At 64.2% G+C, this 15,371-nt stretch carries 18 protein-coding genes; 1 reads left to right on the top strand and 17 read right to left on the bottom strand.

The genetic code is table 11. From position 1 onward, the window contains the following. Positions 1-113 precede the first annotated feature (113 nt). Positions 114-803 carry a ribonuclease HII gene (locus tag AUL28_RS05070; RefSeq protein ID WP_082640266.1) on the top strand — a complete coding sequence of 230 codons (690 nt, stop codon included), beginning with the start codon at positions 114-116 and terminating at the stop codon, positions 801-803. A gap of 145 nt (positions 804-948) precedes the next feature. Here the strand turns inward: AUL28_RS05070 and AUL28_RS05075 are convergent, their stop codons facing one another. The 17 genes from AUL28_RS05075 to fliQ all read right to left on the bottom strand — a co-directional run bounded on the left by AUL28_RS05075 (position 949) and on the right by fliQ (position 15,369). Beyond that, entirely contained in the window at positions 949-1,431 is a 483-nt protein-coding gene (locus AUL28_RS05075) for a F0F1 ATP synthase subunit B family protein (RefSeq protein ID WP_058600887.1), read from the bottom strand. A gap of 12 nt (positions 1,432-1,443) precedes the next feature. Further along, positions 1,444-2,052 carry a F0F1 ATP synthase subunit B gene (locus AUL28_RS05080; protein ID WP_058600888.1) on the bottom strand — a complete coding sequence of 203 codons (609 nt, stop codon included), beginning with the start codon at positions 2,050-2,052 and terminating at the stop codon, positions 1,444-1,446. A gap of 73 nt (positions 2,053-2,125) precedes the next feature. Then, on the bottom strand, positions 2,126-2,350 hold the full coding sequence (locus AUL28_RS05085; RefSeq protein WP_058600889.1) for a F0F1 ATP synthase subunit C: 225 nt from the start codon (positions 2,348-2,350) through the stop codon (positions 2,126-2,128). Between the two features lie 72 nt (positions 2,351-2,422). After that, entirely contained in the window at positions 2,423-3,172 is a 750-nt protein-coding gene (locus AUL28_RS05090) for a F0F1 ATP synthase subunit A (protein WP_062230891.1), read from the bottom strand. Between the two features lie 118 nt (positions 3,173-3,290). Next, the gene (locus tag AUL28_RS05095; protein WP_244493417.1) at positions 3,291-3,623 is read right to left on the bottom strand and encodes an AtpZ/AtpI family protein; all 333 of its coding nucleotides are present in this window, start codon (positions 3,621-3,623) and stop codon (positions 3,291-3,293) included. A 138-nt stretch (positions 3,624-3,761) separates the two neighbouring features. Further along, positions 3,762-4,898: a cell wall hydrolase gene (locus tag AUL28_RS05100; RefSeq protein ID WP_062230892.1), complete on the bottom strand. Its 1,137-nt coding sequence runs from the start codon at positions 4,896-4,898 to the stop codon at positions 3,762-3,764. A 130-nt stretch (positions 4,899-5,028) separates the two neighbouring features. After that, positions 5,029-6,438, bottom strand: a complete 1,410-nt coding sequence (gene der / locus AUL28_RS05105) for a ribosome biogenesis GTPase Der (RefSeq protein WP_058600892.1) — start codon at positions 6,436-6,438, stop codon at positions 5,029-5,031. 26 nt (positions 6,439-6,464) lie between these two features. Next, on the bottom strand, positions 6,465-7,253 hold the full coding sequence (locus AUL28_RS05110) for a tetratricopeptide repeat protein (protein WP_192843403.1): 789 nt from the start codon (positions 7,251-7,253) through the stop codon (positions 6,465-6,467). Positions 7,254-7,515: 262 nt separating this feature from the next. Further along, positions 7,516-7,776, bottom strand: a complete 261-nt coding sequence (locus AUL28_RS05115; protein ID WP_153003775.1) for a hypothetical protein — start codon at positions 7,774-7,776, stop codon at positions 7,516-7,518. 90 nt (positions 7,777-7,866) lie between these two features. Continuing rightward, positions 7,867-10,002 carry a DUF1217 domain-containing protein gene (locus AUL28_RS05120; RefSeq protein WP_062230893.1) on the bottom strand — a complete coding sequence of 712 codons (2,136 nt, stop codon included), beginning with the start codon at positions 10,000-10,002 and terminating at the stop codon, positions 7,867-7,869. A 97-nt stretch (positions 10,003-10,099) separates the two neighbouring features. After that, a complete protein-coding gene (locus AUL28_RS05125) occupies positions 10,100-10,615 on the bottom strand; it encodes a hypothetical protein (protein ID WP_058600895.1) in 516 nt (171 codons plus the stop codon). Next, on the bottom strand, positions 10,612-10,965 hold the full coding sequence (locus AUL28_RS05130; protein ID WP_058600896.1) for a flagellar protein FlgN: 354 nt from the start codon (positions 10,963-10,965) through the stop codon (positions 10,612-10,614). Before AUL28_RS05130 ends, AUL28_RS05125 begins: the two co-directional genes overlap by 4 nt. A gap of 192 nt (positions 10,966-11,157) precedes the next feature. Further along, positions 11,158-11,625: a rod-binding protein gene (locus AUL28_RS05135; protein ID WP_062230894.1), complete on the bottom strand. Its 468-nt coding sequence runs from the start codon at positions 11,623-11,625 to the stop codon at positions 11,158-11,160. A 26-nt stretch (positions 11,626-11,651) separates the two neighbouring features. Further along, positions 11,652-12,056, bottom strand: a complete 405-nt coding sequence (locus AUL28_RS05140; RefSeq protein ID WP_058635616.1) for a hypothetical protein — start codon at positions 12,054-12,056, stop codon at positions 11,652-11,654. Beyond that, positions 12,053-12,808, bottom strand: coding sequence for a flagellar biosynthetic protein FliR (locus AUL28_RS05145; RefSeq protein ID WP_058635617.1), 756 nt, complete (start codon positions 12,806-12,808; stop codon positions 12,053-12,055). The genes AUL28_RS05140 and AUL28_RS05145 overlap by 4 nt, the downstream gene beginning before the upstream one ends. Then, positions 12,805-14,895 (bottom strand): flagellar biosynthesis protein FlhA, encoded by a 2,091-nt coding sequence (gene flhA / locus AUL28_RS05150; RefSeq protein WP_156418228.1) that lies wholly within the window; start codon positions 14,893-14,895, stop codon positions 12,805-12,807. The genes AUL28_RS05145 and flhA overlap by 4 nt, the downstream gene beginning before the upstream one ends. A gap of 207 nt (positions 14,896-15,102) precedes the next feature. Next, positions 15,103-15,369 (bottom strand): flagellar biosynthesis protein FliQ, encoded by a 267-nt coding sequence (fliQ, locus tag AUL28_RS05155; protein WP_058600901.1) that lies wholly within the window; start codon positions 15,367-15,369, stop codon positions 15,103-15,105. Positions 15,370-15,371: the final 2 nt, after the last annotated feature.

Here is a 15,371-nt window from a genome sequence, read left to right on the forward strand (position 1 = left end):
GTGCATCCGGAACGGCTTTGAAGCCAGAGCCCATCTTCCGGCGTATGTCCCCGACGCCGGATCGCTCGTGCACCATCCGCACCTTGGTTCGCGAGCTTGAGGAGAATCGGAGAATGAGCGAGTCTCGCCGCACCATGGCTCGCCGTTCCTCCGATTCTCCCTCCCTATCCTCCCCTCGCCCGGCGCGCACCAAGCCGCCCGGCCCTGACTTCTCGCGCGAAGCCGCGTGGCATCAGGGTGGTGGTGGCCGGATCGCCGGCGTGGACGAGGCCGGTCGTGGCCCTCTGGCCGGCCCCGTCGTCGCGGCGGCCGTGGTTCTCCGGCCAGATCGCATCCCGGCTGGTCTCGACGATTCCAAGAAGCTCGGCGCCAGGCAGCGCGAAGAACTGTTCGAAGCCATTCTCGCGGATGCCGAAGTCGGCATCGGGACGGCCAGCGCCGCCGAGATCGACCACGTGAACATTCGGCAAGCGACGTTCCTCGCCATGCGCCGCGCAATCTCGGCGCTCGCCAACGAGCCGAACCATGTTCTGGTCGACGGGCGGGACATTCCTACCGGCTGCCTGGTCGCCGCAACGGCTTTGATCGGCGGGGACGCGCTGTGCCTTTCCATCGCGGCCGCGTCCATCGTCGCCAAGGTGACGCGAGATCGGATTATGACGGAGCTTTGTACCTGCGACCCGCGCTACGGGTTTCGCCAGCATATGGGCTACCCCACGGCCGCTCATGTCGAAGCGCTCAAAGTCCACGGCCCGGGGCCGCATCATCGCCGGACGTTCGGCCCCGTCCGGGCGTTGTTGTAAAGCGCGGTGCCTCGCAACCTCCTGCAAAAATCGACGTCCACCATAGAGAAGGCGCACACCTGCTCGGAGCCGGCCATGGACCTAGCGCAACAAAAAAGGCCGGCTCGCGCCGACCTTTCAAATCATTCGAATTGTGCGGCCAGCGTCAGTTGAGACGGCGGCGGACTTCCGCGATCGACTGGTCGATGACGCGCGGGTCGGCGGCGACGTTGCGCTCCACCATCAGCTGCGTGGCGGCGTCGATCGCGATGTTGACGGCGCGGGCACGAACCTCGGAAACGGCTTCGGCTTCCGCCTGGGCGATCTTCTGCTCGGCGACCTGCGTGCGACGAGCGACATACTCCTCGCTCTTGACGCGGGCTTCGTTGACGATGGCGTCGGCTTCGCGCTGCGCCATGGCGAGGATATCCTGCGCCTCGGCCTCGGCCTCGCGGCGGCGGCGCTGGTATTCGGCAAGCTGCTGCTTGGCCTCTTCCTTGAGCTGGCGTGCTTCGTCGATCTCGTTGCGGATCTGCGCGGCGCGCTTGTCGAGCGCCTTCGTCATCATCGCCGGCGCGCCCAGATACATGACGAGCGCGAGGAACAGGATCAGGCCGACAAGAGCCCAGAACGTATTGTCGAAAGCCATGACGACGCCCTCTTAGGAACGAACGGAACGGACGGCGCGCGCGACGTCCTCGCGAGACACGTTCAGGCCGGCCAGATCGGTCAGGATCGCCTCGGCGGCGTCTTCCGCGATCGTATCGACCTCGGCGAGCGCGCGGACCTTCACCTCTTCGATGCGCGCCTGAGCCGCACTCAAACGGGAATCGAGATCGGCCTCGATCGTCTTGCGCTGCGCATCGGCGTCGGCGCGAGCCGTGTCGCGGGCCTCGGTGGCGATGCGCGTGGAATTCTTGCGAGCGGACGCGAGTTCCTGCTCATAGGCGGCCTGCGCCTCGTCGGCGTCGGCCTGCATACGTTCGGCGGCCTGGAGATCCAGAGCGATCCGGTCGCGGCGATTCTCCAGAACGGTGGAGATGCGCGGCACGATCGTCTTCGAGATGACGTAGTAGAACACGCCGAACGTGATCGCGAGCCACAGGATCTGGGACGCGAAGAATTCGGGATTCATCGGCGGGAAGCCGGCTTCCTCGTGGTGGCCGGGATCGACTGCGATCGCTTCGCCGGTCGGCGGAACGGGGGTTTCCATCAGGGTCGGACCTGCATCTGGGGATTGGACCTGGGCTAATGCCTGAGTGACGAACATGTCGGACTCCGATGATACGGGTCCGGCCGCCCCAGCAGGGGCGGCCGGCTGCACAATCCCTTGAAGCGCGTGCTTAGACGAAGAGCAGCAGGAGCGCGATCAGGAGCGAGAAAATGCCGAGAGCTTCCGTCACGGCGAAGCCGAACACGAGACGGCCGAACTGGCCATCAGCAGCCGACGGGTTGCGCAGGGCACCCGAGAGGAAGCTCGAGAAGATGTTGCCGAGCGCGAGAGCGGTGCCGGCCATGCCGAAGCAAGCGAGACCAGCGCCGATGTAACGTGCAGCTTCCGCGTCCATGGAGAACTCCTTTGGTTGGATCGTGCGGGGGTAGGATTCGCAGGCCTGAGCGACCGCGAAAGGACGGAGCGGTCAGTGGTGAACGTGAACCGCGTCGTTGAGGTACATGCAGGTCAGGATCGCGAAGACGTAAGCCTGCAGGAAGGCGACAAGGAATTCGAGCGCGGTGATGCCGACCGTCATCAGCATCGGCAGAAGTGCGCCAACGACGCCGACCGCACCGAGGCTTCCCATGGAAACCACGAAACCGGCGAAGACCTTGAGCGTGATGTGCCCCGCCAGCATGTTGGCGAAGAGACGAACCGAGAGCGAAATCGGGCGCGACAGGAACGAGATGACCTCGATCAGCACCACGAAGGGCATAACGGCGCCCGGAACGCCCGACGGCACGAAGACCTTGAACCAGCCGAGGCCGTTATGGCGAATGCCGTAGACGACGACGGTTCCGATCACGAGCAACGCCAGGGCGAAGGTCACGATCAGATGGCTGGTGACGGTGAAGAAATAGGGGAACATCCCGATCAGGTTGGCCGTCAGGATGAACAGGAACAGCGAGAACACGAAGGGGAAGAACTGCATTCCGTGCGAGCCGGTGGCGTCGCGCAGCATCTTCGCGATGAACTCGTAGGAGAGTTCGGAGACCGACTGGGCGCGGTTCGGAACGAGACCGCGACCACGCGTCGACCAATACAGGAAGCCGGTCGCGACGGCGACGGTCGCCACCATGAACAGCGACGAGTTGGTGAACGACAGATCAAGGCCGCCGATCTCGATCGGAACGAGCCGAGAAATCTGGAACTGGTGAAGCGGATCGTTCGCCAAAACGTCTGGTCCTCTTAATGCGGAGCCCTTTGAGAGCGCCACTGCCATAGCGTCCCGTTCCGCGCTTCGCAACTCCCTGACGTCGAATTGCACCTGTCCTTTCCGAACGATCTCTCGTTCAGGCTCCGGGAGGAGGCCCTGTTTCGCCCTGCGCCGAGCGAACCACGTTGAGAACACCCGCCGCAAAGCCCAGCATCAGGAAGATGATGATCCCAAACGGCGTGGTGCCGAAAAATCGATCGATCCCGTATCCGATCGCCCCGCCGACCATGATGCCGGCAATGAATTCGCTGGCGATCTTAAGGCCTTTCGCCATGCCCTGCATGCTCGCCTGGCCCTGTTCGGGCACGGGCTCTTCGGCGGTCGCCGCCTTCAACTTGGCGATCCGCTCCTGCAGCTTGCGGTGATCTGCGGCCAGTTCCGCGTCGCTTCGGGAATGGGGATCGCTCATCGACATCGGTTCCACAGGGCGCATCGTTTCCTCCCGGAAGTGGCGAAACGAAGGCGGTTCAAGTTTGCGTGTTCGCCGAGCTTCCCGGCGCGCGTCTCTCGAACATAAGCATTCTCACGCTGAAACGAAGAGGGCTGGCTAGCGCCAGCCCCCACCGAAGGTCCGGTAGAAGATGTGAAGGCCGATCTTGTCGACCTTCTCCATCGTCTTTGCCCAGCGCGGGTGGACGTAGGTTGCGTGGTAATGCGTGGCCGAGCCCACTTCGGGGAGCCAGATTTCGCCGTTCGTCGTCTGGCGAGCGATTCGCTCGGCCAGCGCGTAGGCAGGCTTGTTCCAGATGATGTCCTTCACCCCATCGCAGGCGAAGGAAAACTGGCATCGACCGAACCAGTCCTGATTCTGATACACGACGCCGCAGATCGTCTTGGGATAGGCCGGATTGCGGACCCGGTTGAGCACGACCTGCGCAACGGCGGCCTGCCCCTTCTCGGTTTCGCCGCGCGCTTCGAAATAGATCGCCGTCGCCAGGCAGGTTTGTTCGGAGGGCGTGGTGGCGGAGGCTGGCAGCGGCGTCGCCACCCAGGAATGGTCGTTCTCGCCCTTGGGCGGCACGAAGCCGCGCGAAGGTCCGAGAACGGCGTCGAACAGGCTGGCCAAAGCGGGGCGATCGGTTCCCGCATAGGCGGCCGCGGACGAAACGGAGGCAGGGCTGTTTCGTGCGGGCGCGGCAAGCGCAGCCAGCGCCACGTTGGCGCGCTCGCCCTTTGCGCTACTCCCCTGCCCTCCCCGCTTGAGCGAGGCCGGTACGGCGAAGCTCGCGGCGATCTGAATCGGGGCCATATCGGCCGGCAGCTTCGCCAGCGCTTCGCGGATCGTTTCGTCCCCCTTTGCAAGACCGGGCCGCAGAAGGCTGGTGACGCTGCCGATCTGGCCGGCGGCAAATTTGGGCTGCACGGGCGGCAGGGGCGCGGCGGCGACGCGCCCGCCCTTGTCCGCGACCATGCGGCGGTTGGGGTCCTGAACATAGAGCGCATCGCCAGAGCCGGACGGCGGCAGGACAGCCAGCGCATGAGCCAGGGCGGCCGGCACGGGAACGGGCGACACCAAAGCAGCCAGATCGCCCAGCGGCGCGGGCGTCGGCGATAGGGCGAGCGAAGGAAAGATCGGCGCGAAGGCGAGGCTCAGCACTGACGACGCGACCACGCGGCGCAAAGCCAAGCGGCGGCGTGCGGCAGGCGCGAGGCAACGCTTGCGCGGTCGGACGTCAGGAGCCATCGTCGGTTTCCCGAAGGTTTCAGGGATAACCGACAATCTCCTATTAACCTTAGTGAGTGGTTAATGGCGGACATGAGGGAGCAGAGAGCGCCTTACCAACGCCCACTGCCCTTTTAACGCCCAGCGGCCCTCAGAACTTCTTCGCCTTATGCGCGTAAGGATTGTCCGACTTGCGCATGGTCATGCGAATCGGAATGCCCGTCAGACCGAACTGTTCGCGCAACCCGTTGATGAGGTAGCGCAGATAGGCGGTGCCGACGGCCTCGGGACGCGAGGTCGAGAGAACGAAGGTCGGTGGGCGGGTCTTCACCTGCGTGATGTATTTGATGTTCACGCGGCGCCCCGCCACGGCCGGGGGCGGATGATGGGACACCATTCGCTCCAGCCACTGGTTGAGCTTGGCGGTGGAGACACGCTTGTTCCAGATCTCGTGCGTTTCCGCGACGGCCTTCATCAGGCGGTCCAGCCCGTCGCCGGTTTCGCCCGACACGGTGACGGCTTTGACGCCGCGCATCTGCGGCAGGAGCCGATCGGTCTTTTCGCGCAGGTCGGCCAGAACCGCCTGACGATCCTCCACGAGGTCCCATTTGTTGAAGGCCAGAACCGGCGCGCGGCCTTCGCGCGCGATCAGGTCGGCGATCGACAGATCCTGCTTCTCGAAGGGGATGGTCACGTCGAACACGACGATCACGACTTCGGCAAAACGCATGGCTCGCAGCGCGTCGGCGACCGACAGCTTCTCGAGCTTTTCCTGAACGCGGGCGCGCCGCCGAAGGCCGGCCGTGTCGAACATCTTGACGCGGCGTCCACGCCATTCCCATTCGACGGAAATGGAATCGCGTGTGATGCCCGCCTCGGGACCTGTCAGCAGGCGATCTTCGCCCAGAAAACGATTCACCAGCGTCGATTTGCCGGCATTGGGCCGGCCGACGATCGCAATGTTCAGCGGCTTGGTGGCGTCGTAGCGCTGGACGGGCTCGCCGTCCTCGTCGAACTCGATCTCGTCGCTTTCGCCATCCTCGTCATCGCGCTCGTCGCGGAAGGCCGCGATGCCGAGCTTCTCGACGATCGCATGGCGCAGATCGGCCATGCCCTCGCCATGCTCGGCCGAAATGGCGCAGGGCTCGCCCAGCCCCAGGCTGAAGGCGTCATAGAAGCCTGCGTCGGAGCCCCGCGCCTCGGACTTGTTGGCCACCAGAATCACCGGCTTGTCGCGGCGGCGCAGAAGCTCGCCGAAGACTTCGTCCTGCGGCGTCATACCGGCCTTGGCATCCACCACGAAGAGCGACAGGTCGGCGTCGTCGATGGCGCGCTCGGTCTGGGCGCGCATACGCCCTTCCAGGGATTCGGCGCTCGCCTCCTCCAGACCGGCGGTGTCGATGACACGAAATTCCAGGTCCTGCAGCGTCGCGTCACCCTCGCGCCGATCGCGCGTGACACCGGGACGATCGTCCACCAGCGCCAGCTTGCGGCCGACCAGACGGTTGAAGAGCGTGGACTTGCCGACATTCGGCCGTCCGATAATGGCGATGGTCACCATGAGAGTGTTCTCGCTCCTGTTTCGGTTCAGGCCGGGGGCTGGTTGGGTTTGGCGGCGGCGGGCGGCGCGTCGCTCGGCTGCGGCGGGCTCTGAGCCTCGCTGGCCTCGGCATCGTCGGCAACGGGCTTGGCCGGCGCGTCTGCGGCCGGCGCGTCCTTGGCGCCATGCTCGGCTTCGATCAGTTCCACCATCAGCCCGGCGCGGCGCTTGATCCCGGCAGGGGTGCCGAAATCCTCCTGGAGTTCGGTGAAGAAGCTGCGCGCCGTATCGACATCGCCTGCCTTCCAGGCCGCCAAGCCGATCGCCTCCCGCGCGCCGTAGCGCAGCGGCTCGCCATCGGTCGTCAGGCGCTCGGCGCGCTGGCGCACATCTGCCAGCGACCCGTGATCCACCAGCGCGTAGGCGGCGCGAAGCGCGGCCATGTCGCGCAGATCCTGCGGAACGCTCGCATCGCCGGCGATCGCGTCGAAAGCGGCCACGCCCTTGGCGGGATCATCCGCCAAATCCAGTTCGGCCAGCCTGAGACGCGCGAGCGCCGGATAGGTGGCAACGCCCGTCTGCGTCAGGCCCTCCAGGATCGTACGGCCCTCCTGGGTCTTGCCATCTTCGATCAGTGTCGTCGCCGACAGAAGCTTGTCGCCATCGGCCGCCTCGACGCCGCGCAGATGGCGCTGCCACAGGACATAGCCGCCGACACCCAGCACGATCACGACAGCGGCGACGATGGCCATCGTTCCATAGCGCAGCCAAAGGGCGCGGGCGCGCTCCTGGCGAAGCTCCTCGTTCACCTCGCGAATGAAGATGTCGTTGCTCATGAGCGGATGAACCCTGCGAATAGGCGCGATACGGACGGATTGATACGAGCATAGAGCTCGCCTTGATCCGGCTTTCTAACGATTTTTCGCCAGAGCGAAAGTCAGGACGCGTGCAAGCGCCCCATCGGCGCGGCTTTCCTTGGGCTACAAGTCCCCTCCCCATTCCCGAATTGTCATGCATCGGAACAGCAAAAGCCCGACGTGGTCAGGCGTCGGGCTTTTGCGAGAGAGTTCGCCCTGAACGAGGGCGGGATCGGTCCGGTCAGCTTTTCGGCAGACGGCTCGCGACATCGCGTCGGGCGTCCGCCGTCGCCCTTTGGCGCTCGAGATCGTCTTGCGCCGAGTTGCCTTCGGGCTGCGCGTGCGAGCTGTCGGTTTGCTCCCGCAGACCCGCCGCCGCGTCTGGAGCCGGGGCTCCGCCGACGCGCGAAACCTTGGGTTCGCCGCCTCGATCATCGCCCAGAACGCTGACATCGGCATCGAGGCGGGTGTCGTTCAGGCGGTTCGGTTCGTTGTCACTCATCATAGGGCTCCCATCCGTGTTGGGATGGGAAGCCGCGAGCAAGAGCGTTGTTCCCTCGCTGGCGACTATCGTCAGTACCCGCGACTGCCGTCAGAGATAATTCAAGATGTTCGACCCGCCCGAAGAGCCACCGAACAGCTGGAGGATCGGGGACGGGGACGAGTCGGCGTTCTGGGTGTCGTACATGCCAGCGAAGCGGGCGACGAATTTGTCGAGCTTCTTCTCGTCCGCGAAGTCCTTCACGTTGAGCTTCTTGTCCAGCATCGAAGCCTGCTGATCGACATCCATGTTCACCATACCCTCGGGCAGAGCGAGCGCGGTGCGCACCACCGAATAGAGCGCCTTGTCGGCGAGGATGCCATAGGAGCTGGTCAGACCCGGCGCCTTGCGCAGGAAGTAGAGCGCCAGACGGGTGCCCTCGCTCGTATCGCCGGCCTGCTCTTCCATCTTCTGCAGGAGGTAGAGCTTGTCGGTGGCGAGACGATCCTTGGCCGACTGCCCGCCCGTCTCGCTGTTGCGCACACTGCCGTCGGTCTCGAAATTGAACGCGGCGGCAAACTTGGCGATGGCCTTGTCGGTTTGCGTGTTGGCGTAGCTCTTCGGGTCGCCGAGATCGCTGGTCAGGATCTTCTTCAGCTCGTCCTTCGACAGATCCTTGTTCTTCACGCCGAAGGCGGTCAGCGCATATTGGATCGTCTTCTTGTCGGTCAGGAGATCGTTCAGCGAAACGGCTGAGCCGACGGCGGCGAGATAGGCCTTGGTGTCGGCCTTGATGGTGGCCTTCTTGTCGTTGCTCAGATTGGAGCCGAAAGTCGCGGCATAGAGCTGGCCGATCTTGGTCTGATCGCTCACATCCTGGATCAGGCGTTCGGGACGCAGCTTGCCGTTCTCATCGAAATTGAAGGCGGCTGCGAGTTGGGTGTAGCGATCGTCCTTCAGCCTGGAGACATAGCTGTTCGGGTCCGTCGGGTCGCTGGTCAGAACAGCGCGAATCTTGGTAAGGCTCGCCGTCGCCGGATCAATGCCGACCGCCTTCAAGACGAAGTTCAGCGTGCGGCGCTTGCCGTCAACCGCAGACGTTGCCATCAGATCGGTGACGGACTTGATGTCCACGAGCGCGGCTTTGAACTCGGTCGTGTCGAAATTGACCGATTTGTTGAAGGCCGTCTTGTAGTTGTTGCCATAGCCGGTGATCAGCTTGTCCAGCCCGTTCGTTGCGGGCGGCGACATCGTGCCGTTGCTTTGAACGCCCAATGCGTCGTGCAGCGCCTGGAAGCGCGCCTTCTCGACATCGGACACCGTGCTCGGAATAGAGGACGGATTCTGAAGATAGCTCGCGGCCGCGCTCGCTGCGTAGGTGATCTCCGAGCCCATGGCCGTCATCGCGAAGGTCAGCAGACGCTCGTCGCTGGTGAACGCGGAAACCGTCTGGGTCGTGTTGCTCGCCGAAAAGAACGCATTGAGATAGTCGATATTGGCCTGCTTGGCCTGTGGGCTCGTCGCGTTGCCCGTCAGGTTATTGTAGGTATAGACGGTATTCGACGCCATCTGAGCGGTTTGGGCGATCCATGTCCGCGTTGTGGCGGGGGCTGTGGGAGCGGCGCTGAACTGGGTCCGCAGCGTTGCCCAGGCGGCATCGCCATTGCTGACGTCACCCTTCAGGACCGAGGCGGCGTAGTCGGACGAGATCGCGCTGGGGTCGGAGAAGCCCGACGCACGCAACGCGACGTCGAGAAGGCCACGATCCGCCACGAAAGCGTCGATCGAGCTGACCGATCCGATATTCTGGGTGTAATAGCTCGTCGCCTTCGCCGCGATCGGCGCGGACGTATCGACGCGCTCCGCATAGGCCTCGACCAATCGCTCGGTCTGCGACGTGGACTGCGCGGTCGGGGTCGTGTCGGAATTGAAGTTGAAGGCCGCCGCGAAGTCGCGATAGCGCTGATCCGACAGCTTGTTGGCGAAGGACGAGGAATCCGTCAGGTCGCTCTGAAGCACCTTCTTCATGATGCCCTTGGCGTTGATCTGATCCTCCAGACCATAAGCCTTCATGGCATAGGAATAGAGCTTGTAGTTCCCGAGGAACTGATCGACCGATGTGACCTTGCCGATATTCTGGTCGTAATAGGCCTTGTCGCGCTCGACCTGCGCCTGGCTCGACAAGCGCTCCAGCGTCTTGGCCATGTCGTTCGTGTAGAGGCGATAGTTGAGAAGAGTCGAAATCACCACCGGTCTCCAAACGAGAAGACGCCGGCTTGAGCGAGGCCGGCGCTGAAGAGAAGTCTATCGAAACAGGGTTGCCATGCCGTAAAGGCCGGTTCGATCAGGTCTTGCCGCGCGACTGAAGCTGCTCGATCTCGCCCTTGGACTGATTGCCGCCCATCGCCCCGCCCATCTGGTTCTTGGGCAGGAAGTCGAACTGATCGATCATCACGTCCTCGACCACCTTCTGGCCGTAACGCTTGTTGACCGTTTCCTTGATCGAGGCGAGGAGAGCAGCCACGTCGTAGCGCTCGGGATGGCGGAAATCGAAGCCCGAGACGGAGTAGACCGCGCGAAAGGCCTCATCCAGAATGATCGGATCGGGCGGCACGGCCAGCGTCGCGGAAAGCTTGCCGTCGATCGTGTAGACGAAGCGCGCCAGGACATAGCCCTGGATCGCGTTTTCCGAGATCAGCGGCACGGCGATGCTGGTGGTCTTCTTGTAGTCGAGACCTTCGAAATAGGTCGGCTGCTTAGGCGCGGGCGCCTCGCCGCCGCCGCTCAGCTTGGCCATGGCAAAGCCCGAGCCCAGCGTGACGACCATCACCCAGACGCCGATCCCGAGAAGCTTGATCATTTGGCGACCCGCGCACCGGACAGGCTGGAGCCGTAGGTTCCGTCCGACTCGGCCGCGGCGATGGCGCGCGTGATGACGTCGGCCACCTCGGCGGTCGCCTCGATATGGATCTGCAGGAGACGGCTGTTTTCCGTCAGATGCTCGCGCAGGGTGCCGAGGCGATCGCGCATCTCGGCGCTGAGCGAGGCCGGCTCGATGCCGCGCTGCAGGCGCGTCAGTTCGAACAGGCTCTGGTTCTTGCGATTGCTGATGTCGCTGAGGCCCGTGCTGTCGCCCGAGCGCAGCGCGAGGCTTTCGCCCGCCAGAACGGATTCCAGACGATTGATGGCCTGAGTGAGAACCGCTTCCACGTGCTCATGTCCTTTTCTGTCGCGGCTTCGCCGCCTCTCGCCTCGCTCATGCTCATCCCATTGGGGGCGCAAGCGAAACTCGTTGACGGCTTCGTGCCTCGCAATGGTCAGACGCATCCTGCCCACGCCAGACGAACGAGCCGCTGTCATCGGTGCGCTCCGGGCCCTCGACGACCCAAGAGCCCGGATAGGTTAGCTTTTGTCCGGCCCACCCGGCTCGCGCTTGGCCAGCATGTCGGCGATCCCGATGCCGCCAGAGGCGGCCATCTCGTCGCCGATGCGCTCGGCCAGCATGGATTTCCAGATCTGGCCGGCCGTACCGGAGCCAAAGAAGCTCGTGTCCTTCTGCGGCAGCATCGTTTCCACGAAATTGCGCAGGAAGAAGCTCTCGAACTTCTGGAGCGGCTTCAGCTCGCCGCTATGCGACGACTGATGGAAGAAGCGCTCGCCCCGCTCCTCCTGCGCGCGCGCGGCCCCTTGCAGGTTCTGCGCGGCCAGAAGATCGGCAAAGCTGCCGGCGTCCGTCGCCGAGACGGGCGCGGTCGGCACCGCGGAGGCGGGCGCACTGCGCTCGGTTTGAGCGGTCGGCGACAAGGAGGAAAGCGGGTCCACGGTCATGGCGTGATGGTCCGAAAGGAGATCGCGACCTTGGGGCCGCATGTCACTCTTCTTCTAGCGCGCCGCACTTATTCCAGGCTTGCGGCGCGGGCGACGAGATGATCTTCGAGGGCGGAGAGAAGTTCGACCGCGTCCTGTGCGATCCGGTCCTCCACGAGGGCCGCCTCCGCCGCGCGCTCGACACGCTTCTCCGTCATGTTCTCTGCCCGAACGCGCTCGCGTGCGTCCAACTGCTTGGCCGAGACGGCCGCCAGCGCCAGATCGTTGCGCCGGAGCGCGGAGACCTTGGCGTCGAGAAACAGGCCCTGCATCAGCGACTGCGCGCCCAAGGTATCGAGCAGCTCGTCGCGCGTGTCTTCCAGGCCCTTTTGCTCGCGCACGAGTTCGGCGAGCGCCCATTCGGCCTGCTGGCGCTTGCGCTCCTGCACGGCCAGAACGCGGGCCAGCCGGTCGGATCGTTTGCCTTCGCTCATCCCATGACCACCCATTGACGATAGGCGCCCGCGAAGATCGACAGGATATTGCCGGCGCTGAACCAAAGAAGCAGAAGCCCGCCCGCCAGAACGAAGGGCATGGAGATGAAGTAGATCGGGATGGCCGGCGTCATCTTATTGGCGAGGCCGATCGCGAAATTGACGATCACGGCATAGACGACGAAGGGGCTGGAAATGCGCAGGCACAGCATGAAGGTCTGCGCCAGATTGTCCACCAGCGAATTGAGGCCGGAGCGGATCGAGAAGCCGAGTTCCACCGGCATCGCCTTATAGGACGCCACCAGCGCGTTGACGATTTCGGCGTGAAGGTTCAGCGAGAAGATCATCACCGTCGCCGTCAGCGTGATCAGCGAAACGAGCGCGGGGTCGGCCTCGTGGCCTTCCAGGGGCACGCCGAGCGACTGGCCCATGCCGATCGCGTTGGCCATGACGCTGCCCGAAAATTGCAGCGCCAGCATGAAGACGCGCCCCAGAAGCCCGATCAGCAGCCCGTTCAGGATTTCGCCGACGGTCATGTAGATGCGCATGTCGTCGCTGGCCGTCTGCACCAGCGGCAGCACCTGCGGCAGAAGCCGGGGCGCGACGGACAAGGCCACCGCGATCGCCACGAAGAGGCGAATATGCGTCGGGATACGCGCGCTGGAATAGCCCGGCAGCATCATCAGGCAGGAGCCGATGCGGCAGAAGATCAGGAACAGCGCGATGATCAGCGCCTGCGCGTCGGCGGTCACGAGATCGATCCGAGCGCCTTGATGTCGACGCCGCGCGCGATTTCGAGATGCGAGAGAACAGGCAGATTGACGAAGATACGCTCGATCATCATGCGCACATAGGGGCGGGCGTCCGGCGAGGCGACGAGCACGAAGTTCTCGCCCTGGTCGGTCTTCTCGCGGATCATCTTGGTGGCTTCCGTGGCGAACTGCTCCACGAGGCGGGGGTCGATGTCGAACTCGATGACGTCGCCCTTGGCGTCGCGCTTGAGCGCCTGATGGAAGGCGAGATCCCAGCGGTTGCCCAGGCGCAGGACGCCCAGCTGGCCATTGTGCAGGAGATCGCCGCAGATCTGCTGCGCCATGCGGGTGCGCACATGTTCCACGATGCGCTCGGAACGGCGCACATGGGGCGCGATTTCCGCGATGGCTTCCAGGATCAGCGTCAGGTTCCGTACGGACACACGCTCGGCGAGCAGCAGCTTCAGCACCGCCTGAAGACCGGAATAGCTCATATGGGCCGGCACGATCTCGTCGATCAGCCGCTTGTATTCGGGCTCCAGCCGGTCGAGCAGCGAGCGCATGTCCTTGTAGGACAGGAGATGGGCGAGGTTGTTGCGGATCACCTCCGACAGATGCGTCAGGATGATCGACAGCGTATCCACCGGCTCGAAGCCCGAGCGCCGCGCGGCGGCCGCGAAGGTTTCGGAAATCCAGGCGGCGCGCAGGCCGAAGGCCGGCTCCTTGGTCAGATCGTGCGGAATATCGGGCACGGGCGCATCGCCGAGCACGATCAAGAGATCGCCGAGGCGGATGGGCTGGCTGGCGACCGTCGTGCCATGAACCTTGATGGCATAGGAGCGCGGGTCGAGCGCCAAATCGTCCGAGAGCTTGATCTCGGGGATGACGAAACCGTAGCGCGAGGCGAAGCGGCGGCGCATCTTGGCGACGCGATTGGCCAGTTCGTCGCGCGAGAAGTTGAGATGAGCGGCGACCTGCTTGCCGAGCACCAGCTCCACTTCGATGATGCGCAGCGATTCCTTGACCGACTGGCGTTCCGCTTCGAGCGCCTTTTCCTCGGCGGCCTTCTGTTCGGCCTGCTCCTTCTGCTCCACCTCGGCGCGGCGACGCGGAATGACATAGGCGATGCCGGCGAGCGCGCAGGCCGTCAGCGCGAAGGGCAGCATGGGCAGGCCGGGCAGCAGCGAGAGAACGCCGAGCAGCGCGGCGGCCACCATCAGCGCGCGGGGATAGTGCCCGAGCTGCGTCATGATGGCCTGTTCGGCGGCGCCGCGCGTTCCGCCCTTGGAGACGAGAAGACCGGCTGCGAGCGAGACGATCAGGGCCGGGATCTGCGTGACGAGACCGTCACCGACCGACAGCTTCACGAAGACGTCGGCCGCGTGGCTGGCGTCCATGCCGTGGCGGGTCACGCCGATGATGATACCGCCGAAGATGTTGACGGCCGTGATGATGAGGCCGGCGATCGCGTCGCCGCGCACGAATTTCGAGGCACCGTCCATCGAACCGAAGAAGGAGCTTTCCTCTTCCAGTTCGCGCCGGCGGGTCTGCGCCTGCTTCTCGTCGATGAGGCCGGCCGAGAGATCGGCATCGATCGCCATCTGCTTGCCGGGAATGGCGTCGAGCGTGAAGCGCGCGCCGACTTCCGCGATACGCGTCGCGCCCTTGGTGATGACGAGGAAGTTGACCGTGATCAGGATGATGAAGACCACGATGCCGATGACGAAGTCGCCGCCCATGACGAACTGCGAAAAGCCGCCGATGACATAGCCGGCCGCGTTGTGGCCCTGGTCGCCATGGCTGAGGATGACGCGCGTCGTCGCGATGTTGAGCGACAGGCGCAGCATGGTGGCCAGGAGCAGCACGGTCGGAAAGGCCGAGAATTCCAGCGGCTTCTGAATCCAGAGCGACACCATCAGGATCAGGATCGACAGCGCGATCGAGATCACCAGCCCGACGTCGATCAGGAAGGCGGGAATGGGCACGAACAGAACCGCCAGCATCGCGATGATGCCGACGGCAAAGCCGATGTCGCGGCGTGAATTGCCCGGCAGGCTGGGCGCGATCTTGAGCGTGTCGACCGACATACGGCGCATTCCCCGAAAAACGGCGCGCGGGCAAACGGAGCCCGGCTCGGCACAGATCCCGCGACGGTCCGGTCGCGGCACAATCCTTAACGCTTTATTTCAGGACTCACTGGTGCCGGGCTGGCGCGATGCGGACCATATCGCAAGCAAAAACGCCCGCCGGAGCGAACCGACGGGCGTCTCGATCAAATCAAAATACGAGAAAGCTCAGAACCCGTGTTCGATGCGGGAATAGCTTTCCTGCGTGAAGGCATAGACCTGCGCGCCGGTGAAGGAAGCCGTCAGCGCGATGATGACGAAGATCGCGAGGATCTTCGGCACGAAGGTCAGCGTGACCTCCTGAATCTGCGTCAGCGCCTGGAAGAGCGCGATCAGAATGCCGACCAGCATGGCGCCGGCCACGGCCGGGCCGCAAGCGAGAACCACCGTCCAGATCGCGTGCTGAACGATGTCGATGGCATCGGCCTCGTTCATGG

Source organism: Aureimonas sp. N4, from assembly GCF_001463925.1.
GTDB classification, from domain to species: domain Bacteria; phylum Pseudomonadota; class Alphaproteobacteria; order Rhizobiales; family Rhizobiaceae; genus Aureimonas; species Aureimonas ureilytica_A.